General features: G+C 69.3%; 20 protein-coding genes. 9 read left to right on the forward strand and 11 right to left on the reverse strand.

Annotation, left to right across the window (positions count from 1 at the left end; genetic code table 11):
• Positions 1-56: 56 nt before the first annotated feature.
• The 5 genes from ASG27_RS07575 to ASG27_RS07595 all read left to right on the forward strand — a co-directional run bounded on the left by ASG27_RS07575 (position 57) and on the right by ASG27_RS07595 (position 6,601).
• Positions 57-317: a hypothetical protein gene (locus tag ASG27_RS07575; RefSeq protein ID WP_056416438.1), complete on the forward strand. Its 261-nt coding sequence runs from the start codon at positions 57-59 to the stop codon at positions 315-317.
• The gene (locus tag ASG27_RS07580; RefSeq protein ID WP_056416441.1) at positions 314-1,375 is read left to right on the forward strand and encodes a formylglycine-generating enzyme family protein; all 1,062 of its coding nucleotides are present in this window, start codon (positions 314-316) and stop codon (positions 1,373-1,375) included. Before ASG27_RS07575 ends, ASG27_RS07580 begins: the two co-directional genes overlap by 4 nt.
• A gap of 217 nt (positions 1,376-1,592) precedes the next feature.
• Complete coding sequence (locus ASG27_RS07585) at positions 1,593-2,291, forward strand: response regulator transcription factor (protein WP_056416444.1); 699 nt, start codon at positions 1,593-1,595, stop codon at positions 2,289-2,291.
• Between the two features lie 108 nt (positions 2,292-2,399).
• On the forward strand, positions 2,400-4,187 hold the full coding sequence (locus ASG27_RS07590; RefSeq protein WP_326938706.1) for a FecR family protein: 1,788 nt from the start codon (positions 2,400-2,402) through the stop codon (positions 4,185-4,187).
• 83 nt (positions 4,188-4,270) lie between these two features.
• A complete protein-coding gene (locus ASG27_RS07595; RefSeq protein WP_056416447.1) occupies positions 4,271-6,601 on the forward strand; it encodes a CHASE2 domain-containing protein in 2,331 nt (776 codons plus the stop codon).
• Positions 6,602-6,749: 148 nt separating this feature from the next.
• On the opposite strand, the gene ASG27_RS07600 is transcribed toward ASG27_RS07595, so the two are convergent.
• The 6 genes from ASG27_RS07600 to ASG27_RS07625 all read right to left on the reverse strand — a co-directional run bounded on the left by ASG27_RS07600 (position 6,750) and on the right by ASG27_RS07625 (position 11,987).
• Entirely contained in the window at positions 6,750-7,325 is a 576-nt protein-coding gene (locus ASG27_RS07600) for a VOC family protein (protein ID WP_056416450.1), read from the reverse strand.
• A gap of 20 nt (positions 7,326-7,345) precedes the next feature.
• Positions 7,346-8,350, reverse strand: coding sequence for a zinc-dependent alcohol dehydrogenase family protein (locus tag ASG27_RS07605; RefSeq protein WP_056416535.1), 1,005 nt, complete (start codon positions 8,348-8,350; stop codon positions 7,346-7,348).
• A gap of 17 nt (positions 8,351-8,367) precedes the next feature.
• A complete protein-coding gene (locus ASG27_RS07610; RefSeq protein ID WP_056416453.1) occupies positions 8,368-8,946 on the reverse strand; it encodes an amino acid synthesis family protein in 579 nt (192 codons plus the stop codon).
• 30 nt (positions 8,947-8,976) lie between these two features.
• On the reverse strand, positions 8,977-9,948 hold the full coding sequence (locus ASG27_RS07615) for a Bug family tripartite tricarboxylate transporter substrate binding protein (RefSeq protein ID WP_056416456.1): 972 nt from the start codon (positions 9,946-9,948) through the stop codon (positions 8,977-8,979).
• 89 nt (positions 9,949-10,037) lie between these two features.
• Positions 10,038-10,898 carry a fumarylacetoacetate hydrolase family protein gene (locus tag ASG27_RS07620; RefSeq protein WP_056416459.1) on the reverse strand — a complete coding sequence of 287 codons (861 nt, stop codon included), beginning with the start codon at positions 10,896-10,898 and terminating at the stop codon, positions 10,038-10,040.
• A gap of 366 nt (positions 10,899-11,264) precedes the next feature.
• Positions 11,265-11,987 carry a GntR family transcriptional regulator gene (locus ASG27_RS07625; protein ID WP_056416462.1) on the reverse strand — a complete coding sequence of 241 codons (723 nt, stop codon included), beginning with the start codon at positions 11,985-11,987 and terminating at the stop codon, positions 11,265-11,267.
• Between the two features lie 34 nt (positions 11,988-12,021).
• Here ASG27_RS07625 and ASG27_RS07630 point away from each other — a divergent pair, with 34 nt between their 5' ends.
• Positions 12,022-12,609 (forward strand): NADPH-dependent FMN reductase, encoded by a 588-nt coding sequence (locus ASG27_RS07630; protein WP_082485880.1) that lies wholly within the window; start codon positions 12,022-12,024, stop codon positions 12,607-12,609.
• Between the two features lie 106 nt (positions 12,610-12,715).
• On the opposite strand, the gene ASG27_RS07635 is transcribed toward ASG27_RS07630, so the two are convergent.
• Both ASG27_RS07635 and ASG27_RS07640 read right to left on the reverse strand, forming a co-directional pair.
• Positions 12,716-13,483 (reverse strand): coniferyl-alcohol dehydrogenase, encoded by a 768-nt coding sequence (locus ASG27_RS07635; protein WP_056416464.1) that lies wholly within the window; start codon positions 13,481-13,483, stop codon positions 12,716-12,718.
• A 78-nt stretch (positions 13,484-13,561) separates the two neighbouring features.
• Complete coding sequence (locus ASG27_RS07640; protein ID WP_056416467.1) at positions 13,562-15,037, reverse strand: benzaldehyde dehydrogenase; 1,476 nt, start codon at positions 15,035-15,037, stop codon at positions 13,562-13,564.
• A gap of 255 nt (positions 15,038-15,292) precedes the next feature.
• Between ASG27_RS07640 and ASG27_RS07645 the strand changes: the two genes are divergently transcribed.
• On the forward strand, positions 15,293-17,218 hold the full coding sequence (locus tag ASG27_RS07645) for a sigma-54-dependent Fis family transcriptional regulator (protein ID WP_056416470.1): 1,926 nt from the start codon (positions 15,293-15,295) through the stop codon (positions 17,216-17,218).
• A 43-nt stretch (positions 17,219-17,261) separates the two neighbouring features.
• Here ASG27_RS07645 and ASG27_RS07650 read toward each other — a convergent pair whose 3' ends face one another.
• From ASG27_RS07650 to ASG27_RS07660, 3 genes are all read right to left on the reverse strand, one after another.
• A complete protein-coding gene (locus tag ASG27_RS07650; protein WP_056416473.1) occupies positions 17,262-17,945 on the reverse strand; it encodes a response regulator transcription factor in 684 nt (227 codons plus the stop codon).
• Between the two features lie 4 nt (positions 17,946-17,949).
• Complete coding sequence (locus ASG27_RS07655; RefSeq protein ID WP_056416542.1) at positions 17,950-19,578, reverse strand: sensor histidine kinase; 1,629 nt, start codon at positions 19,576-19,578, stop codon at positions 17,950-17,952.
• 102 nt (positions 19,579-19,680) lie between these two features.
• Entirely contained in the window at positions 19,681-20,961 is a 1,281-nt protein-coding gene (locus ASG27_RS07660) for an HD-GYP domain-containing protein (protein ID WP_056416476.1), read from the reverse strand.
• 377 nt (positions 20,962-21,338) lie between these two features.
• Between ASG27_RS07660 and ASG27_RS07665 the strand changes: the two genes are divergently transcribed.
• Positions 21,339-21,719 (forward strand): RidA family protein, encoded by a 381-nt coding sequence (locus tag ASG27_RS07665; RefSeq protein ID WP_056416479.1) that lies wholly within the window; start codon positions 21,339-21,341, stop codon positions 21,717-21,719.
• 3 nt (positions 21,720-21,722) lie between these two features.
• Positions 21,723-22,187: a (2Fe-2S)-binding protein gene (locus tag ASG27_RS07670; protein WP_056416482.1), complete on the forward strand. Its 465-nt coding sequence runs from the start codon at positions 21,723-21,725 to the stop codon at positions 22,185-22,187.
• Positions 22,188-22,227 lie beyond the last annotated feature (40 nt).

Here is a 22,227-nt window from a genome sequence, read left to right on the forward strand (position 1 = left end):
CGGGCCCCGTGTTGTGCTTAAACTGGCTCCATCTGTCCGCTGGACCTGGAGATGCCATGAAGCTTTTGAGCGCCTCGCTCTGCGTAGTCGCCCTGCTGGCGGGTTGCAACGCCGCCACCACCCGCCCCTCCTCGGCCATGGCCTCGGGCCGGGACCGCACCTTCAGCGTGCCGGTGTACGGCACGGACACTGCGCCCGCCTACGGTGCCGCCACGCGCGAGTGCCAAAAGCTCATGCTGTTCCCCAAGCTGCTGCGCAACGACGGCTCGCGCCTGGTCTTTGAATGCGTGAGCGAATCCCAAAACGGCCAGCCATGAGACGGTCCGTCCGGGCTGCCGGGTGCGTGGCGCTGGCCGCCGCACTGGCGGGCTGCGCTGCATATCCGGGTCCGAAGGCCAGCGCGGGCAACACCACTACCGCTGCAGCACCCGCCAACACATGGACCAACAGCCTGGGCATGGTGTTCGTGCAGGTGCCCGCTGGCAGCTTCACGATGGGGGGCGTCGAACCCCCCGAAACACTGGCCCGCTCCTACCCCACGCTGGAGGCGAAGCGCTTCACCGACCTGGCCGACGAACAACCCGCGCACACGGTGCGCATCCGCCGCGCGTTCTACCTGGGGCAGCACGAGGTCACGGTGGGCCAGTTCCGGCGCTTCCTCGAGGCCTCGGGCTACGTGCCTGAGTCGGTGGCGGACAGCACCGGCGGGTACGGCTACAACGCGCAGTACGACCCGGCCACCACGCGCCGGGGCGACGCCTTCGAGGGACGCGACCCGCGCTATTCCTGGCGCAACCCCGGCTTTGCGCAGGGCGATGACCACCCGGTCGTCAACGTCACCTGGAACGACGCCCAGGCCCTGGCCGCCTGGCTGAGCCGCACCGAGGGCCACCGCTACCGCCTGCCCACCGAGGCCGAGTGGGAATACGCCTGCCGTGCGGGCACCCGCACCCGCTACCCGCACGGCGACGACCCCGAGGGCCTGGTGCGGTCGGCCAACGTCTTCGACCAGGCCGCCGCGCCCCTGTGGCCCCGCTGGCAGCAGCACGCCCTGGCAGGCAACGACGGCCACGCATTCACCGCACCGGTGGGCAGCTACCAGCCCAACGCCTTCGGCCTGCATGACATGCTGGGCAATGCCTGGGAATGGGTGTCGGACTGGCATGGCGATGACTACTACGCGCAGTCGCCGGCCGACGACCCGCAGGGCCCGGCGGAAGGCTCGGTGCGCGTGCGCCGGGGGGGCTCGTGGCACACATGGTCGTTCTATGCGCGCTGCGGCTACCGCAACTGGAACAGCCCGGAGACACGCTACACCCTGGTGGGCATGCGGCTGGTGCGCGAGATCGGTGCGCCCGCTGCGGCCGGCCGCTGACCGGCCCCGCATCCTGGCCGCTGCGGCAGGCCTTGGCGGACCGCACGCAGGGCACTCCCCGTGCTGCGTGGTGCAGGCGTGATCGTGCCGGTCCGGCGGTGCTGCCATCACAAGGTCAACAAATGTCAACCGGCGCAAGCCCCGTCGGGCACGGTCCGCGTGCATTCCCCGTTCTCGCAAATAATCCGAGGTTGGATATTTTGGACAGGGGGACACCATGCGAATTGCCGCACTGGACGACGACGCGCTGCAACTGGACCTGATCAAGCAGGCCACCGAAGCGATGGGGCACGTGTGCCACACGCACCTCAATGGCGCGGAATTCCTGCGCGAACTGCGCCGAGAAACCTTCGACCTGCTGATCGTGGACTGGCATCTGCCCGACACCACCGGGCCCGAAGTCGTGCGCTGGGTGCGCAAGAACGTGGGGACCCAGTTGCCCATCCTGTTCGTGACCCACCGCCAGGAAGAACGCGACATCGTCGAGGGCCTGGGCAGCGGGGCGGACGATTTCATGGTCAAGCCGGTGCGCATCGGCGAGCTCACGGCACGCGTGGCCGCGCTGCTGCGGCGCGCCTACCCCGACAATGCGGGCGGCGTCATGGAGTTCGGCCGCTACCGCTTTCTGCCCGAAACCCGCTCCATCGAGGTCGATGGCGTGGCCGTCGAGCTCAAGAACCGCGAGTACGACCTGGCGCTGTTCCTGTTTCAGAACATGGGCCGGCTGCTGTCGCGCGATCACCTCAAGGACATCATCTGGGGCCAGGTGGCCGACGTCATGTCCCGCTCGCTGGACACCCACATCTCGCGCCTGCGCACCCTGCTGGACCTGCGCCCCGCCAACGGCTTCATCGTCTCGGCGGTGTACGGCGTGGGCTACCGCTTCGAAGCCGTCGAGGCCCAGAAAAGAGCCTGAAGCGGGCCCGCAAGACGCCTGACATGGGCATGACCATTGCCGTTGGCGTCCCGATACCCCCAGGCCGCCAGCGCACCGCCGACCCGGCGCACAACAGGAGATTCTCAATTGGCCAGCATTCACCGCCCGACCCGGCGAGCCTTCCATCCGCTGTCGGCCCTGGGCCTTGCCGTGTGCATCGCAGGCGTGGCCGCAGCTGGTGCGCGCGCCGACACCCCCAGCCCGCAGGACGACGAGATCGCCCACACCGTGCAGGACGGCGACACGCTGGAGGGCCTGGCCCGCGCCTACCTGGATGCTCCCCGGCAATGGCCGCTGCTGCAGGCCCGCAACAAGGTCGCCAACCCACGGCGCCTGCAACCCGGCTCGGTGGTGTGGATCCCCGTGCGCCTGCAGCCCGCGGAGTCGGCCACGGTGGAGTTCGTCCACGGCACGGTCACCGCGCAGGGCCGCGCGGGTGGGCTGCGCGCGCCGGTGGCCCAGGGCGGCAAGCTCGAGGAAGGCACCGCGCTGCAGGTGGGCCCCGACGCCTTCGTGGCCGTCAGGCTCGCTGACGGCACCGTGGTGCGCGTGCAGGCCCACTCCGAGCTGCAGTTGCGGCAGCTGCGCCGGCGCGGCCGCGCAGGCAGCGTGCAGTCGGTGCTGGAGATGCGCAGCGGCGCGGTGGAATCGTCGGTGCCGCCCAGTGCAGAGCCGTTTCGCCGCTTCGAGCTGCGCACGCCACTGGCCGTCACCAGCGTGCGCGGCACCCACTTCAGTGTGGCGATGACGGACACCGGTGCGACCACGGCTTCGGTGCTGAATGGATCGGTGGCGGTGCAGGCGCGCCAGGGCGACAGCACCACGGCGCAACCGGCGTCTTCCGCACCCACCGCCCTGCTCGCACCCGGGCACGGCCTGGCCGTGGCCGCCGATGGTACGGTGGGAGCGCCCCGCCCTTTGCTGCCGGCACCCGACACTTCCGCGATACCCGCCACGCTGGGTGACGCGGGTTTGCTGGCCATCGATGTGCCGGCCCTGGCCGGTGCCGCCAGGTATGAGGCCCAGATTGCGCAGGACGCAGACTTCACGCAGGTGCTGCGCCACGGCCGCTTTGCCGACGGACAGCTGCGGTGGAAGGCGCTGGAGGATGGGCGCTACTACCTCTCGGTGCGGGGGCTGGATGACGCAGGCATCCCCGGCGTGCCCGCGGTGCTGCCCATCGCGGTGAAGACACGGCCCGTGCCCCCGCTGTACCAGGCGCCCTCGCCCGGCGCGGTGGTGGCGCGGGGCGCCGGGGAACTGCGGTGCACGCAGGTACCGGGCGTGCGGTGGTACCGCGTGCAGGTGGCCGCCAGCGAGGCCGGCAAGACCGGCGAGGCGCTATGGGCCCAGCCCGTGCTGGACGAGCAGCGCCTGACCGACTGCCGCCTGGCCATCCCCAGCCTGCCGCCGGGCGAGTACGTCTGGCGCGCTGCCAGCCTGCGCGAGCTGCCCCGCGTCCAGGGCGCCCAGGCCGATCAGGCTGACCAGGGGCCGTTTGCGCCACCGCAGCCCTTCACGGTGGCCGACCGGCCCGCCGCGCTGTCTGCGCAGTCCCTGCAAGCCCAGGACGGCGATACCTCCGTGCACCTCCACTGGCCCGCCCGGCCCGGCCAGAGGTTTCGCCTGCAACTGGCGGCCGCCTCCGACCCTGGTTTCGAGAACGTGACCCTGGACACCGTGCTCGACACACCGCAGTGGACCGGCAGCGCGCTCACGCCCGGCGAGTACCTGGTGCGCATCCAGGTGCTGGACCCCACGGGCCTGGACAGCGATTTTTCTCCTGCGCGCCAGATCCGCGTGGGCTCGGGCATCCGCACCGGCGCGGGCCTGCCCGTGTCCACATCCAGCGGCCAGCCGCTGGGGCGTCCTTGAGCTCGGCGCGGCCAGGCGGCATCGCGCCGCGCGGCGGCCCGGGTCTGTGCCTGTACCTGTACGCAGTACGGGGCTTCTGACCCATGTGGACCCTCGCACGCAGCCGCGGCCGACAGCGGCGCCTTGAATGGAGCCTGCTGGCCATCGTTCTGCTGACGCTGGTGGCGTGGCTCAGCCCGCCCGCCAGCCTGGGCCGGATGAACCACCTGGTCCAGGACGCGGGCCTGCGCCTGCTGTCGCGCCCCGCGCACCCCGACATCGTGATCGTCGCCATCGACGACCGCAGCATCGCCACCATCGGCCGGTGGCCCTGGCGCCGCGCGCTGCATGCGGAACTGGTCTCGCGCATCTCGGCGCAGGCCCCGCGCGCCATTGGCATGGACGTACTCTTCAGCGAAGAAGACCAGGACTATCCCGAAGACGATGCGCTGCTGGCCGACGCCGTGGCGCGCAGCGGCCGCGTGGTGCTGCCCATGCTGCGGCGCGGCCATGGCCCCGCGGCCAGCCAGGCCGAACTGCCGTGGCCGCCCCTGGCCGAGGCGGCGGCCCGGCTGGGGCATGTGCATGTGGATCCCGACACCGACGGCGTGGTGCGCAGCTTCTATCTGGCCGAAGGCCCCGGCGCAGCGTCCTGGCCCCACTTCAGCACGGCGCTGTACTGCGTGGGCCAGCCCGAGGCCCCCGGCTGCGCCCTGCCTGCGACGCCCCCGGCCGCAGCCAGCACCGGCGCGTGGCAGCGGCAGGACCGCACGCTGATCGCCTATGCCGGCGGGCCGGGGCATTTCGCCACCTATTCCTACATCGACGTTCTGCGCGGCCAGGTGCCGGCAGACGCATTTCGCGGCAAGTACGTGCTGGTGGGCGCTGCGGCATCGGGGCTTGGCGACATGTTTGCCACGCCCGTGAGCCAGCAATCGCGGCTGATGCCGGGCGTGGAGGTGGTGGCCCATGTGCTCGACAGCCGGCTTTCGGGCGTCGGCATACGGCCCGCCGGGCCTGTGGCCAACACCCTCTTCAACCTGGTACCCGTGGCATGCGCCCTGCTCGCACTGCTGCTGGCCGGCCCGTTCGTCGCGCTGCTCACCAGCGCCCTGCTGGCTGTGGGCACCCTGCTGCTGGGCGTGGCCCTGCCCTGGTGGCTGGGCGTGCACGTGGCCCCTGCAGCGGCCCTGGTGGGCCTGGTGCTCGCCTACCCGCTGTGGAGCTGGCGGCGCCTGAGCGCCGCCGCACAGTTCCTGCGGCAGGAGATGGAGCGGTTGCAGCGCGACGGGCTGTCACTGCGGCTGGCAGGCAGCGCCGGGGATGGCGGCGACTTCCTGGAAAAGCGCATCAACGCCGTGGAGCGGGCGTCGCGCCAGCTGCGCGACCTGCACCACTTCGTGAGCGAGAGCCTGCAGCAACTGCCCTCGCCCACCATCGTTTGCGACCCCGAAGGCCGCATCCTGCTCACCAACATGGCCGCCCGCAGGCACGTGGGCGGAGATGCCGCACTGCCGCTGCAAGGGCAGTCGGTGGCGGACCTGCTGCACGACCTGGTGCACACGCGCACCGGCCAGACCCTGGTCACCGCCGAGAGCCTGCGCCGAGGGGATATGCCTGAGCAAAGCGAAGGCCACGACGCACGCGGGCGCAGCCTGCTGGTGCAGTGCAAGCGCTTCACCGACCTGGCCAAGGCGGGCTGGCTGATCACGCTGGTGGACCTGACCGAAATGCGGCACGCGCAGCAGCAGCGCGACCAGGCGATGAACTTCATCTCGCACGACATCCGTGCACCCAACGCGTCGATCCTCACCCTGCTGGAGATGCAACGCGCCTACCCCGGCCGCATGGCGGACGAAGAGATGTTGCGGCGCATCGAGCGCTATGCGCGCACCTCGCTGGGCATGGCGGAGAACTTCGTGCACCTGGCCAGCGCGCAGTCGCAGGAGTACCGCATGGCGCCGCTGGACCTGGTGGCGATGCTGGCAGAGACGGTGGACGACACCTGGGCCCTGGCGCGCGAAGGCGGTGTGGACGTGCTCATCACGACCACACCCGACACCGCGCCCACGCTCGGGGACCGGTCGCTGCTGGGCCGCGCCCTCACCAACGTGCTGCACAACGCCATCAAGTTCAGCCCTGCGGGCAGCGCCGTGCAATGCGCCATCACGCCGCGGGGCACCCGGTGGGTGGTATCGGTACGGGACCAGGGGCCGGGCATCGCGCCGCAGATGCAAGGCCAGCTGTTCGCCCCTTTCCAACGCCTGCACGACCGCAGCCATCCTGCGGTGAGCGGCGTGGGCCTGGGCCTGGCGCTGGTGCACACCGTGGTGCAGCGCCACGGCGGTACGCTGGAGGTGGACAGCGACGTGGGTCGCGGCGCCGAGTTTCGGCTGGTGCTGGCGGGCCTTGCGGAGTCTCCCGCCACCGATTGACGCGCGGAACCCAAAATGCTATTTAATTTATAGCAAATAAACCTTCACTGGAAAGCGGTAGCGGCATATTTGACACCATGCTGCGTGCCGCCACCCCACCCGTTGCGCACCGTGTCCATGCTGGCCCCGGAGGACGGCCACCCGACACTCAGGGCCCCGGGGCTGCCTGTGGCGATGTCTTGAGTGCCTGGCTGCGCAGCGCGAACCGCGCGGCCCATTCAGACACCGGCATGAAGCTCGGATCGGTGCGCACCACGCGCTCGGTCTGCGCCCAGATGGCCTCGTCGTCCTGGTCCAGGTCCAGCGGGTCGCCATGGGGCTGGCTCACGTACCAGGGGGTGTCCAAGTACACCTCCACGGTGTTGTCTTCAGGGTCCATGCAGTAGATGGAGATGGCGTTGCCGTGGTTGAGCCCCCGCATCCTGGTCGCGCCCAGCGCCAGGGCCCGGCGGCGCGCCTCGCGCAGGTGGTCCAGGGTCTGGACCTTGAAGGACAGCTGCATCACCGTGCTGGGCGCATCGGCGCCGCGCCCGCCGGCCAGCACCAGCTGGTGGTGCTGGTCGTCGCGGCCGCTCAGGAACACGATCTCGAAGCGGAAGGTCACGCCCTCGCCGCGGTCGGTCTCCTGCATGTCGAACACGCCGGTGTAGAAGCGTTTCATCACCTCCAGGTCGCGGCAGAAGATGCCACAGTGCGAGAGGTTCGCGGTGTAGGGGGTGCTCATGGTGACGGGCTCCACACAGTTCAGGGAATGAGGACCAGCTTGCCCAGCGTGCCACCGCTGTCCAGCAGCTCATGGGCCTGGCGGGCCTGCGCCAGCGGCAGGCGCATGGCGCGCGGTGCGCGCACCTGGCCGCTGGCCATGAGCGCAATGGCCTGCTCCATGAGACCGCGGCGCTGCGTGACGTCGGCATCCACCGCGTGAATGGAGAAGGTCCGGATGGCCAGGCTCCTGGCCAGCAGCTTGCGCAGTTCGTCGAACACGTCGGCCGACGGCGGGCCCGCAAGGATGTTGTACGACACCGCCATGCCCGACGGGGCAAGCGATCGCAGGCAGGCGATGAACAGCGCCGCGCCCACATGGTCGAACGCCAGGTCCACGCCCCGGCCGCCGGTGAGCTCCATCACGCGCTGCGGCAAGGCCTGTACATCGCCGTCGACCAGGTCGGTGACGCCGTTCTCCAGGGCAAAGGCCTGCTTTTGCGGCGTGGACGCGGTACCGATCACCCGCAGCCCGCGCGACCGCGCCACCTGCGACAGCGCCGTGGCCACACCGCCGGCCGCGCCCGGCACGAGGATGGCCTGCGCCGGCAGGTTGCCGTTGCTGGCCAGCAGCGCCAGCGCCAGCTGGAAGTTGCCCAGGCTCACTGCGTCGTCGAACGCAATGCTCTGCGGCAGCACGAAAGGCACGGCCTCGGCCACGCAGATCGCCTGCACGTAGCAGCCGCCGCGCTGTGGCAGCTCGCGCGCGCTCACCAGCACGCGGTCACCCACGGCCAGGCGCGCCACGCCCTGGCCCACGGCGTCCACCACGCCTGCCAGCTCATTGCCGGGCACGGCGGGCAGCGGCGGCATCCACTTGTAGGTGCCGTTGCGGATCAGCACGTCCGGGCCGCCCGCGCCGATGGCGTGCGCCCGCACGCGCACTTCGCCCGGGCCCGGCCGGGGCTCGGGCAGGTCGACCAGCGACAGGACCTCGGGCCCGCCGGTGACCTGCAACTGCACGGCCTTCATCGTCGTGTTCGCCATGGTGGTGCCTGCCATGTTCAGCGCTGCCCGTCGTGCACGGAGACTTGCTCGCGCGTGAGGCCGCCCAGGCGGGAGTGGATCCGGCCACGGTCGGCCATCACCAGCGCGAACAGGATTTCATCGGGGCGCGGCGCGTCCTGGATGCCGACCTCCGCGCTGGTGTAGTGGCTGCGCACATAGGCGGCGTGGATGTAGTGCAGCGGCACCATCAGCCGGTACCCGGTGGCAGCCACCGCCTTGGCCGAGGGCACGATGGCCTTGGGCTCGCCCAGCACCTGGCGCATGGCCCAGCCGCCGGCTTCGTGCCACACCGCCCCGTGTTCCAGCTCGCCATTGACGCCGACGATGGCGGCCTTGCTGTAGGCCTGCACGTTCTCCTTGCCCAGGGTGTCCACCAGCTCCTGCGCGAGCACGGTGCCCAGGCCGCGCAGCTCGGCCATGAAGGGGAGCAGGTCGGGCTCGTAGCGGCCGGCGTAGGGGTTGCGGATCACCGCGCAGGCCGACGCCACGCGCAGCGGCGTGTCCGCTGGCGGGCCGCCCTCGTGGTGGATGGTCTCGATGGTGAGGCTGCGTTTGCGGATGGCGATCAGTGTCATGCGGACGGTCTTTCAGTGAATGCGTTCAGTTCATTGTTTCGGAATCTTGGCATCGGCCACCACCTGCTGCCATTTCTCGAGCTCGTGGCTGACCATGGCCTTCATTTCTTCGGGGGTGCTGCCGCGCGCCTCGCCGCCCATGTCCTCCAGGCGCTGGCGCACGGCCGGTGCCTGCAGGGCGCGCAGGGTTTCGGCATGGAGCCGGTCCACCACGGGCCGGGGCGTGCCGGCGGGCGCCATCAGGCCCGCCCACGAGCGGACGTCGTAGCCCGCCACGCCCTGCTCCACCACGGTGGGGACATGGGCCAGGCCCGGCCAACGCTGGGGCCCGGTGGTCGCAATGGCGCGCAGCTTGCCCGCCTGGATGTTGGACAGCACCGCCGTGGGCGGCGCGATGATGAAAGGCACGTCCCCCGCCAGCAGGGCGGTGAGGGCCGCTGCGTCGCCCCGGTAGGGCACATGCAGCAGCTGGACCCGCGCCAGCCTGGCCAGCAGCTCGCCCGCCAGGTGGTGGGTGGAGCCCACCCCCGCCGTGCCGTAGGCCACCGTGCCCGGTGCCGCCTGGGCGGCGGCCAGCACCTCGCGCAGGCCCTGCACCTTGGAGCTGGCGTTGACGACGATCAGGAACGGGAAGTAGGTGACGGTGGAGACCATCTCGAAGTCGGCCACCGACTTGTAGGGCAGCGTGTTGTACAGCGCCCCCGCCACCGCATGGCCGCCGGTGGCCAGCAGCAGGGTGTAGCCGTCCGGCCTGGCGCGTGCGACGGTGGTGGCGGCGATGGTGCCTCCCGCCCCCGACTGGGCCTCCACCACCACGGGCTGGCCCAGTGCCTTGGACATCTCCATGCCCACGGCGCGCGCAATCGCATCGGCATTGCCGCCGGGCGCAAAGCCCTGGTAGAGCTTGATGGCGCGTTCGGGATACGCCTGCGCCAGGACCGGCCGTACCGGCCAGGACAGGGCCGCCGCGCCACAGGCGGCCAGGATGTGTCTTCTGTGCATGTTGCTTGTCTCCGATGGGCGGCGGCCGCGTGGGACCTGGCTCTGCCCGGGTGGTGGTATGGATGGACGGGATCGGGTGGCGAGGCGACTCAGGCCTGCGCAACCACCGGGTTGCGCAGCAGGCCGACGGCCTCGATCTCCACCTCCACCACGTCGCCGGGCTTCATGAACAGCGGTGGCTTCTTGCTCCAGCCCACGCCCGCAGGCGTGCCGGTGATGATCACGTCGCCAGGCACCAGGGTGAAGATGGTCGAGGCATAGGCGATGAGGCGCGGGATGGAGAAGATCATGTGGCCCGTGTGGCTGGACTGCACCACAGCCCCGTTCAGCCGAGTCTCCAGCTTGAGCTCGCGGCCCGGCGCGATCTCATCGGCCGTCACCATCCAGGGGCCGAAGGCGCCGGTGGACTCGAAGTTCTTGCCCGACGCGATCTGCTTGGCGTGGAACTGCCACTCGCGCACGCTCGCATCGTTGTAGCAGCTGTAGCCCGCGACGTGGTTCCACGCATCGGCTTCGGCGATGTCCCGCCCCTGCTTGCCGATGACCACGGCCAGCTCGCCTTCCCAGTCCAGCGATTCCGACACGTGCGGACGCACGATGGGCCCCTGGTGCGGCGTCTGCGAGCGCCACACGCGCAGAAAGATCGGCGGCTGCTCGGACAGCTCGCGCTGCATGCCCGCGGCCAGCACCTCCTGGTGGTGGTCCATGTAGTTGCGCACTGCGCAAACGATTTTTTCCGGGCGGGGAATCACGGGCAGGAAGGCCACGTCGGCCAGCCTGGCGTCGGGCTTGAGACCCGCCACCAGCGCATCGCGCCGCGCGAAGTCGGGGCTGGCGATGAAGTCGGCCAGCGTCGCATGGCCGGTGCGCGTGGCCAGTTCGGCCACGCCATCGGCGATGACGACACCCCAGGTGTCACGGCCGGCCAGCGAGTAGGACATCAGTTTCATGGTTTTCCTTGAGCGTTTGTGAGAGACAGAAAGAGAAGGCGGCCAACGCGGCGTGCCAGACCCATCACCTTGTCCGCGTTTGGTGCGTGAAGTTATTTTTATGCACAAAATAAAATTAATGCATAGTGGTTTACACCAAGCACAAAATGGAAAGCAAGGTCAGAAGTGGGTTCCAACGCTGTGGTGGCGAGGTGCGGCGGATCGTCTCCGCCAGCCTGGGGGCGCGGCTCGCGCAAGCCAACGCACCATCGGCGGACGGCCAGAAACGACAAAGCCCCGCTGGGGCGGGGCTTTGTCGTCGCGAGGGCGCTGCACCGGCAGCGCACCCCGCAGGGCGTGGGGAGGGCAGGAAGCCGAGGCTCGGTCTCAGGCCCCCTGCTGGTGCTGGACCACCTGGTCGAGCACCGCCAGCACGTTGCGCTCGGTGCTCAGGATGTGCTCTTCGAGCAGCGCGCAGGCGGTGTCCGCATCGCGCCGCAGGGTGGCGTCCATGAGCTTGCGGTGCTCGTTGGATTTGCGCCTCGAGGTCTTGCGAAAGCGCGCGGAATAGCGGCGGTAGCGCTCGGCCTGGTCGAACAGGCTGGCGCTCCAGTTGCGCAGGCGCTCCGACGGGCAGGCGCTGATCAAGGCCCGGTGGTAGGCCGTGTGCAGATCGGTCCAGCCGTCGTCGAGCACCACGGGGCCGTCGCCCAGCCGGGATTCCACCTTCTCGAGCCGGTGGTAGGCGCCGACTACCGCAGCCTCCCAGGCGTCGTCGCCGTGGTCGATGGATTCGCGCAGGGCCTGCACGTCCAGCATCACGCGCATGCGGGTGATGTCGGCCAGGTCGGCCGCCGAGATTGCCGCCACCCGAAAGCCGCGCCGCTCGTCCGCACGGATCAGCCCCTCCTGGGCCAGACGGCTCAGCGCCTCGCGCAGCGGGCTGCTGGAAAAACCGTAGGCCGTCTGCAGCTCGTCGAGCTTGAGCTTGGCGCCCGCACCGTAGGTGCCGCTCAGCACATCGCGGCGCAGTTGCAGGAAAGCCTGGTCGACCAAGGGCGGCGTGCGCGTGGGTTGTTCTTTTTCATACATGATTTGAATTTTATGCATAAACTCGCGCCTTTCGAACAAGGAGCAAACCCTAGTGACCGCCGCCATCGACACCCCCATTCGCCTGGTCGCCATCTCCGGCAGCATCCGCCGCGCATCGCACTGCACGGCCGTGCTGCGCAGCCTATCGCCACTGCTGCCGGCCACGGCCACACTGGATCTGGCTGCGCTGGATGACATCCCTCTGTACAACGCCGACCTGGACGGAGACTCGCCGCCGGCCTCCGTCGCGCAGCTCAAAGCAGCCATCGCGGGTGCCGACGGGCTCGTGATCTGTTCCCCCGAATACAACTACGGCATTCCCGGCGTGCTCAAGAACGCCATCGATTGGGCCTCGCGCCCGGGCTTCGCCTCGCCGCTCAAGGGCAAGCCGGCGCTGATCATGACGGCATCGCCCGGCACCGCCGGTGGCGTGCGCGCCCAGGCCCAGATCCGCGACGCCCTGGCTGCCACGCTGGCCCGGCCGCTGGTGCGCCAGCACATCGCCATCGCCGGCGTGGCCTCGCGCATGCAGGACGGGCGCCTGACCGATGCCCCCACGCTGGATTTCATCCGTGCTGGACTGGCGGACCTGATCGAGGAGATCCGCTGGCTCAGGACTGCCAGGCCGCAGCAGGCCTGAACTGAACGTTCGCCGGCGCCGCAGGGGCCGGAGCAGCGGGCGATGGGGTCTGCACGAACCGCGGCAAGAGGGCCTGCCGTTGCCGTGCACACAGGGGCGCCCTGGCTCAGAGGTAGGTGGAGGCCAGTCCCCCATCCACCGGGACGTTGGCGCCGCTCACCCAGCGCGCCGCGTCGCTGCACAGGAAGGCGATCACCGGCGCCACCTCGTCGCTGAAGGCGGGGCGCTTCATGCGGTGCGCGTCCTTCTCCACGCGGTCCTGCCCCAGCATCTGCACGAAGTCGCCCAGGATGGGCGTGAACACGGGCCCGGGGGCCACGCAGTTCATGCGCACGCCACGCTCCATGAAGATCTTTTGCGACTGGGTGACGGTCCATACGATCAGCGCCTCCTTGAAGTACTGGTAGCAGGTCTCCTGGGGCACGGGGTGCGCGGCCAGCCATGCCGCGCCCTCGTCGAAACTGGCCGTGGCACCCAGCGTGCGGTGCTGCTCCAGCCGCTGCGGCCACTCGGCGCCCAGGATGGAGGCGATGTTGACGATAGAGCCGCCCTCGCCTATGCGCTCCAGCACGCGGTGCGTGAGATGGCGCAGGCCCAGGTAGTTCACGCGGCCCACCAGTTCGGCGGGTGATGTGCCGGGCACGCCAGCGATGTTGGCCAGCGCATCCACCCGTGCGGGGAGCTGCGCCACGGCGGCATCGATGGCGGCCGCATCGCCCAGGTCCACCTGAACGAAGCCGTCCAGCGTGAGCGTGGGTGCATTGCGGTCCACGCCGATCACGCGGGCGCCCTGCTGGCGGGCGAGCTTGGCGAAGTCTGCGCCAATGCCCGAGCAGCAGCCGGTGACGACGATGGTTTTGTTGTGAAGGGTCATGAGGGTTGTCTCCGGTTTTTTGGTGTGGGGGCAAGCACAGGCCTCGGTGCGGCCACGCTGCACCAAGGGCTTGCGAGGTCAGAACGGGAACGCAGGCGGCGCGTCTTTCACCGTGATCCACTGCCACTGCGTGTATTCGTCGATGTCCGCCGGCCCGCCCACGCTGCCGCCGTTGCCACCCACGCCCGGGCCGCCAAACGGGTTGGTGCACTCGTCGTTCACCGTCTGGTCGTTGATGTGGACCATGCCGGCGCGCAGCCGCTGTCCGATGGCCATAGCGCGACCCACGCTGGGGCTGATGACGGCCGCGGCCAGGCCGCCCTGGCTGGTGTTGGCCAGTTGCACCGCTTCGTCGTCGGTGCGAAAGGTGACGAGGTTGGCGACCGGACCGAACGGTTCTTCGTCGAACGCGCGGATGCCGGGCTCGACGCCCGAAAGCACCGTGGGCTGGTAGTACAGACCGTGGAAGACTCCACCGGCTTCTAGCTTTGCGCCTTGCGCGATGCTGTCCTGGATCACGCGGTCGAAACGTTCCAGTTGCTTCGCGTCGATCATCGGCCCCAGGGCCACCTGGCCGCTCGCGCCGTCGCCCACGGGCAGGTGCGTGGCCTTGCCCACCAGGCGCTGCAGGATGGCGCCCGCGATCGACTCGTGCACCAGGATGCGGTTGGCCGCCATGCAGATCTGCCCTTGGTGGAACCATGCGCCGAAAGCAGCGGCGCTGGCGGCGGCGTCCGGGTCGGCATCTTCCAGGATGATGAGGTTGTTGGCCCCGCCCAGCTCCAGCGACACCTTCTTGAGGTGCTGCCCCGCCAGCGCACCGATGCGCCGGCCCACGGCGGGCGAGCCGGTGAAGGCGATCATGGGCACGCGTTCGTCCACCACCAGCGCCTCGCCGGCCTCGGCATCGCCGGGCAGCACCTGCAGCAGCCCCTGGGGCAAGCCGGCCTCTTCGAACACGCGGGCCATGATGAAGCCACCGCTGGCCGGCGTGCGCGTGTCGGGCTTGAGCACCACCGCATTGCCCAGCGCCAGCGCCGGAGCCACCGAACGCAGGCCCAGGATGAGCGGAAAGTTGAAGGGCGAGATCACGCCCACCACGCCGTGCGGCACGCGCCGGGCGATGGACAGGCGCCCCGGCGCGCTGGGCAGTACCTGGCCCTGGGCCTGCAGGGGCAAGCCGGCGGCCAGGTGGCACAGGGTGATGGCCTCGCGCACCTCGTGCTGGCCCTTGGCCAGGATGCCGCCGGTCTCGCGGGCGATGGCCAGCGCCAGCTCGCCGAAGTGCTGCTCGAAGACCTGGGCCGCACGGTGGAACACCGCGGCGCGCTCACGCGGGCCGAGGGCCGCCCATGCGGGCTGCGCCTGCTGCGCGCGCCCGATGGCCGCCTGCATGTCCTGCGCGCTGGCAATGCCCACGCTGCTGAGCACCTGTCCTGTGGCGGGCTCGGCCACATCGCGCGACGCGTTCAGCGCCGTGGCCCATCCCCCATCGAAGGCCTTGCCCGCCCACAGGCGGTTGTCCAGCAGGCCCGGTTTTTCTGAAACACCCATTGCATTGCTCCTTGGTACATGGCATTGGCCGCAACGGCGCGGCACTGGCCTTGCGGTTTGCAACGGGCGTACCCGACATGTCCGCCAAGGCGGCCGCCAGGGCCTGCCGCCCGGGTTCCGTGAGAGGGGCGGCTACGGACTTTCCCTAGGGCTGAAATACGGTGGCAGTAGTGCCCTGAGGCCCTTAAATAGTTACCATCAATAATCAAAAGAGCCAGTGCAGATTGCTCAAATGATCAATTTTTGGTGAACTCCATGACCCAACGCCGCGTGTCCCTGGCCGACCTGAAGCGGGCCCCCGCTCCCCAAGCTGATCCCGCCGCCACGCGGCGGACGCCGACGGCCGCGGACGACGCTCACGCGCTGGCGGGCTTCGACACGGCCGGGCTGGGCGAGCAGGTGCACCCCACGGTGGCGGACATCAGCGAGTGCCTGTTCTTCTCTCCGGGCGACGGCCGAATCTGGCTGCAGGACCAGCGCATGATCCTGCTGCACTCCGAGGCTCTTGGTTCGCTGCGCCGCGAGATGATCGACAGCATCGGCCTGGACAAGGCCCGCGGCCTGCTAACGCGCGCAGGCTACGTGAGCGGCGCACGCGATGCCCGCCTGGTGCGCCAGCAGTGGCCCGATGCCGACCCGCCCGCAGCCGCCATCGCCGGCACACGGCTGCACGCACTGGAGGGCGTGGTGCAGGTCGAGGTGGTGCATGTTCGCTACGACGCCGACACCGGCGACTACGAGGGCGAATTCCTGTGGCACAACTCCAGCGAGGACGACGAGCACATCGCCGCCTACGGCGTGGGCGGCTCGCCGGCCTGCTGGATGCAGGTGGGCTACGCCACCGGCTACGTGAGCACCCTGTTCGGGCGCCTGATCGTCTTCAGGGAGGTGGAATGCCGCTCGTCCGGGTCCACGCAGTGCCGCGTGGTCGGCAAATCCGCCGAACGCTGGGACGATGTGCAGCAAGACCTCGCGTACCTGAACGCACAGGAATTCGTCGGTAGCCTGCCCGCCGCTACCGCCAACGCCCCGCGCAAGGCATTTCTGGGCACGCCCGCGGGCCGTCCGATCGCGGCCGGCCCGCACGCCGCGCCCGGCGCGCAGCAGGGGGCGTCTTCCGCCATGGTGGGGGCGTCGTCGGCCTTCAACGCAGCCTGCCACATGCTGCAGCGCGTGGCGCCGACGGCGGCCACCGTTCTGTTCACCGGCGAGTCCGGCGTGGGCAAGGAGATGTTCGCCAGCATGCTGCACCGCATCAGCCCGCGCCAGGGCAATGCCTTCGTGGCGCTCAACTGCGCGGCGATTCCGGACACGCTGGTCGAGTCGGAGCTTTTCGGCGTGGAGCGCGGCGCCTACACCGGGGCCGGGGCCTCGCGCCCGGGCCGCTTCGAGCGCGCACATGGCGGCACGCTGTTCCTCGACGAGATCGGCACGCTCAGCCTCGTCGCGCAGGGCAAGTTGCTGCGCGCGCTGCAGGAGGGGGAGGTCGAACGCGTGGGCGGCACCAGGACACTCAGCGTCGATGTGCGCGTGGTGGCCGCCACCAATGTGGACCTGCGCCAGGCCGTGCGCGCCGGGGCCTTCCGGGAGGATCTCTACTACCGCCTGAATGTGTTTCCCATCCACCTGCCGCCGCTGCGCGACCGGCGCGACGACATCCCGCTGCTGATGAGCCACTTCCTCGCCCACTACCGCCAAAAGCACCAGCGCCAGGTGCCCGGGTTCAGCCAGGCGGCCGTGAAGGCGATGTTCCACTACGCCTTTCCGGGCAACATCCGCGAGCTGCAGAACCTCATCGAGCGCAGCGTGATCCTGGCCGCCGATGGGGAGCCCATCGAGCCCCACCACCTGTTCAGCGGCGGCGAAAGGCTGGCGGACGACGTGCTGTCATTGAGGGTGGCGGCAGACCATACGGCCAGGCTGCAGGGCGGTGCAGCAGCGGCAGCGCCCGCCGCACCGTTCACGCCCGCCCCCCTGCAGATGCCCGCGCGCCCGCCGCTGCCGCAACCCGCAGCAGCGATGCCCCCGCTGCACGAGGCCGAGGCGCAGCTGCTGCGCCAGGCATTCCACACGGCCGGCGGCAACGTGGCCTCTGCGGCCCGGCTGCTGGGCATCAGCCGTGCCACGCTCGCCTATCGGCTGCGCAAGCTGGGCATCGCCGGGCGCCCGCGCAAGCCCTGAGGCCAGGGCGACGGGCGAACAAGCCCGACATCCCTGCAACGCATCACTCGCGCACGTCGTCCAGCCGGTAGCCGAAGCCGCGTACCGTCTTGATGAGGGCGAGCGGATGCCCGTCATCGATCTTGGCGCGCAGGCGGCGCACGTAGACATCCACCACATTGGTCAGGGGGTCCTGGCTGGTGCCCCACACGTTCGACAGGATGCGCTCGCGGCTGTACACGCGCCCGGGCGAGTTCATGAGCAGCTCCAGCAGCGCCAGTTCCTTGGCGGTGAGTGCGATGGTCTGGCCGGCCCGGCTGGCGCTCATCCGCTCCAGGTCCAGGGTGAGGTCCGCCACATGCAGCAGGGTGGAGCGGGGCTTTTGCTCGCGGCCCCTGCGCATCAGCGCTTCGATGCGCGCCAGCAGTTCTTCAAAAGCGAAAGGCTTGGTCAGGTAATCGTCTGCGCCCAGGCGCAGGCCCTGCACCTTGTCCGCGGTGTTGCCCAGGGCGCTCAGGATCAGCACGGGCACGTGGTGCCCCTCGGCGCGCAGCGTCTGGCACAGCTCCAGGCCGCTCAGGCCCGGCAGCATCAGGTCCAGGATCAGGATGGCGGGCTCAGTGGTGCGGGCCATGGCAAGGCCGTCGGCTCCGTTGCGCGCCAGCTCGACCCGGTAGCCCTCCGCGCGCAGGCCGCGCAACAAGAAGTCAGCGACACGGGCATCGTCTTCCACGACAAGGATATTCATACGGTCACAAGGCCCATTCAGGCGCGTCGGCGGCAATGACCGGCAAGGAGATGCAAACGGTCGTGCCGCGCAAGGCGACGCTTTGCACATCGATCTGCCCGGCATGCGCATGCACGATGGACTGTGCAATCGACAAGCCGATGCCGGTGCCGTCCGCGCGGTGCGCACGCGCCCGCTGGCCGCGCACGAAGCGTTCGAACACATGGGGCAGCTCGTCCGCGTCGATGCCGATCCCGGCGTCGCTGACGACGATGGCCGCCACCGAAGGATCGGTGCGCAGCGAGACGGCCACCGACGCCCCTTCCGGCGAGTAGCGCACGGCGTTGTCCAGAACGATCATGACCGCCTGGCCCAGCCTGTCCGCATCGGCATGCACGCGCACCGGCGCTGCCGCCGCGTCGCCCAGGTCCAGCTGAACGTCGACCCGGTGGGCCGCGCCCAGTGTGCGGGCCTGGTCCACGGCCTCGGCCAGCAGCGCAGGCAGGTCGGTGGAGGTGGGCTTCATGACGAGCTGGTCCGCTTCGGCCTTGGCGATCAGCATCAGGTCGTGGATCAGGCCCGTCATCTGGTCGATGCCGCTGATGACGCGGCCCAGCGCCTGGCGGTACTCGGCGGTAGGCTTGTCCTTGCCGCGCAGGGCGATCTCGGCCTCGCCGCGGATCGCGGTAGCGGGGGTGCGCAGTTCGTGCCCGAGGTCTGCAAACAGCTGGCGGCGCCGCTCGTCCAGCTGCTTGAGGGTGTCGTGCGCAGCGCTGAGCTCCCGCGTCCGGTCGTGCACCGCCACCTCCAGGTCGTGCCGGGCGGCATCGGCGGCTGCGCGGTGGCTTTGCAGCTCCCGCGCCATCGCATTGAAGCTTTGCGCCACATGGTCGAACTCGTCCCGGGAGCCGGTGGCGATGCGGTGGTCCAGTGCACCCGCCTGCAGCGCCTGCGTGCCGGCGAGCAGGCGGTCCAGCGGCTGCTGCAGGCGCCGGCTCAGGCTCAGGGCCATGACGACCGCCGCCGCCAGGGTGATGAGAGCCATGGCGATGGCCTTTTCGCGCAGGGCCGCGAGCGCACGCTCCGTGGCGGCCCGCGCCATGGGCACGGTCAGCCGCTGGCGCTCGATCGCCCCGTTGAGCACCTCGCGCAGATCTCGGCCCTTGGCCATGTCGAACACCTGGTTGATCTCTTCCCACAGCACCGCAAACTCGGCCCCGGGCTCCAGGGGGGTCAGGGGCTTGAGGCGCGCATCCACGGCCTGGATGTTGTCCTTGAGCAGCTCGGAGACGCCCACCAGCTGGTGCACCTCCTGCGGCACTGCAATGCCGTCGCGCTCGGCCAGCTCGCGCCAGAGCGTGACGTCCTGCACGGCCAACGACTCCAGCGCAGCGGCGCTGCGCTGCATGCTGCTGATGAGCCGTTCGCGAACCTCGGGGCTGGCATCGGCGTTCATCAGGCGCTGCATGGCCCACACGCGCAGCCGCTGCTTGTTGGCCGACAGGTCCAGCAGCTCCGACAGGATGTCGCTCGCCAGGCGGCTGTGGCGCGCGTAGTCGTTCACACGGTAGGCCCCTGCGTAGACAAAGGCAGCCTGCACGCACACCAGCGCCAAAAGCGCCGCAAAGGCCAGGGACAGCCGCGTGCGAAACATCGGATGCAGCAAACGCTTCATGGGGACAGCACACTCCAGAATGCGAACGGACAGACGGGAAGGCCTGCGGACGCTACCGCAGGCCTGTGCATTCTGCAGGCTTCACCAGGCCTTGACCGAGAACCCCGACCACAGTTCGTTCAAATCCGGGAACCGCCACTTGTCCGGGTCCTCGCGCGCCACGATCTTCTCGGTGCACCCCGGCGCCGCCAGGTCCACCAGTTCGGGCGGAATGCGCAGGTCCGACTTCGTGCTGAAGAACACCTTTACGATCGGCGTGGTGAGCGCCGCCGGCGCCTGCTCCGTCACCACCCCGATGCGCCCGGAGGTCAGCCGCACCAGCGAGCCCACCGGATAGATGCCGATGCTCTTGACGAAGGCCTGGAACAGCCGCGCATCGAAGTGGTCGTTCGTCCACTCCGCCATGCGCCGCAGCGATTCGGCCGGGTCCCAGCCGCGCTTGTAGGGCCGGTCGGACGTCACGGCGTCGTACACGTCGCAGATCGCCGTCATGCGCGCGATGATGCTGATGCCTTCTCCCTTGAGCTTGTCCGGGTAGCCCGTGCCGTCCACCTTTTCGTGGTGGTGCAGGCAGGCGTCCATCACCGCCTCGGGCACGCCAGAGCCTTCCTTGAGCATGTGGTAGCCCTCCACCGGGTGGCTGCGCACCACGGTGAACTCCTGGTCGGTGAGCTTGCCGGGCTTGTTGAGGACGGCCAGCGGGATCGCCGCCTTGCCCAGGTCGTGCAAGAGCCCCGCCATGCCCGCCAGGCGCTGCTGGTCGTCCTTGAGCTTGAGCTGCTTGGCCAGCGCCACCATGAGCGCGCAAACCGCCACCGAGTGCATGTAGGTGTAGTCGTCCGCGGTTTTCAGGCGCGCCAGGCTGATGAGGGCGCCGGGGTTGCGCGTGACGGAGTCGGTGATCTCCTCGACCAGGCTTTGCGCGCCCGCGGCGTCCACTGCACGGCCCATGCGCGCCTCGTTGAACATGGAGACCATCGCCTCCTTGGATTGCGTGCAGATGGCGGCGGCCCGCTTGAGCTCGCTTTTCATGTCCGTGGCGGTCCGGTCGCGCTGGGGCGGCGGCGGTGGGGGCGGCAGCGTGACCTTGAGCGTGGGCAGGTCTTCCAGGCGGCTGAAGTCGGTCTCGATCTTGGCGTCGGCCTCCTCGCGCGAGACGGAAGCAGTGCCTGGCGCCACGTCCAGGCCCTTGTCGGTGTCGATCCAGCACTCGTGGATGGCAGTGGACTGGATGCGGGCGAGGTCCTTGGGGTCCTTGAGCAGGAACTTGGCGCGCCAGAAGGGGTGCTCCATCCACGAGCCGCAGAACTCGTGCAAGTACATGCCCAGGGTGAGATGTTCGATTTGGATGCGCTTGAGCATGGCCGGGACCTGGGAGAAAAGATGCGCGCCTTCAGGCGGTGGCAACGGTAACCAATGGTAGCGTTTTTGGCCTGGTTGTTCGTTCGTAGAACCCTCTATTTGCGGGCATCACAATCCACAAAAATTGCACCATAACAGTGCAAAACAGCACAAGCAACTAATGTTCGCGCGGCACGCCTGCATCCGCCACCCAGTTCGGCCATGTCTCAGCCACACCATCCGGGTGAACCTGCTGACAATTCTGCGGGGTCCTGGACACGCCACGACGCCGTCATCCATGCAAAGGACAGATGGCATGAGATCAGGATTCGGCATCGGGCCACCAGGGATTCGCTCCTTTAATGGACGTTCATCCAACCCGTCAGCCAAGGACGCCCATGTTGAGAACGCATACCCCACCCGACATATTTGCCCCCATCGGCCCCTACGCCCAGGCCGTGGAAGCCATCTCCGTGAACCGCCTGCTTTTCATCAGCGGCACCATGGGACTGGAGCCGGACGGCAGACTGGCGAAGGGCTTCGAAGCGCAAGCCCACCGCGTCTGGTCCAACATCGAGGCCACACTCGCGGCGGCCGGCATGGGCCGCGAGAATCTGGCGAAACTGACCATATGGCTGGCCAACTACGATGACTGGCGCCTGGGCGCCGACATCCGCCAGCGCTACCTGGGCGACCACAAGGTGGCGATGTCGGTGGTGCAGGTGGGGCTGGTCCACCCGGACTGGCTGATCGAAGTCGAAGCCATTGCGGTGGGGTGAGCGATGGTGGAATTCGAATTGAACGGCCGCAATGTGGCGCTGGACCTGCCGGCCGACATGCCCCTGCTGTGGGCACTGCGTGATGTGCAAGGGCTGACAGGCACCAAGTTCGGCTGCGGCCTGGCGCTTTGCGGTGCGTGCACTGTCCACCTGAACGGCACGGCCATCCGCTCTTGCCAGACACCGATTTCCGCCGTGGCCGGCCAGCGCATCACCACCATCGAGGGCATTGGCGCCACTGACGTGGGGCGCGCCGTGCAAAAAGCCTGGCTGGATGAGTCCGTGGTGCAGTGCGGCTACTGCCAGTCGGGGCAGATCATGTCGGCATGCTCGCTGCTCAGCCAGAACGCCAAACCCACGGACGCCGACATCGACGCAGCCATGTCCGGCAACATCTGCCGCTGCGGCACCTACTCGCGCATCCGGGTAGCCATCCACCGCGCGGCCCGCGGCGGAGGCCAGGCATGAGCATCCAGAAAACAACACCACTAGCCGCCGGCCGCTCTGG

The sequence above is a fragment of the Acidovorax sp. Leaf191 genome (assembly GCF_001424425.1).
Lineage (GTDB): Bacteria > Pseudomonadota > Gammaproteobacteria > Burkholderiales > Burkholderiaceae_C > Acidovorax.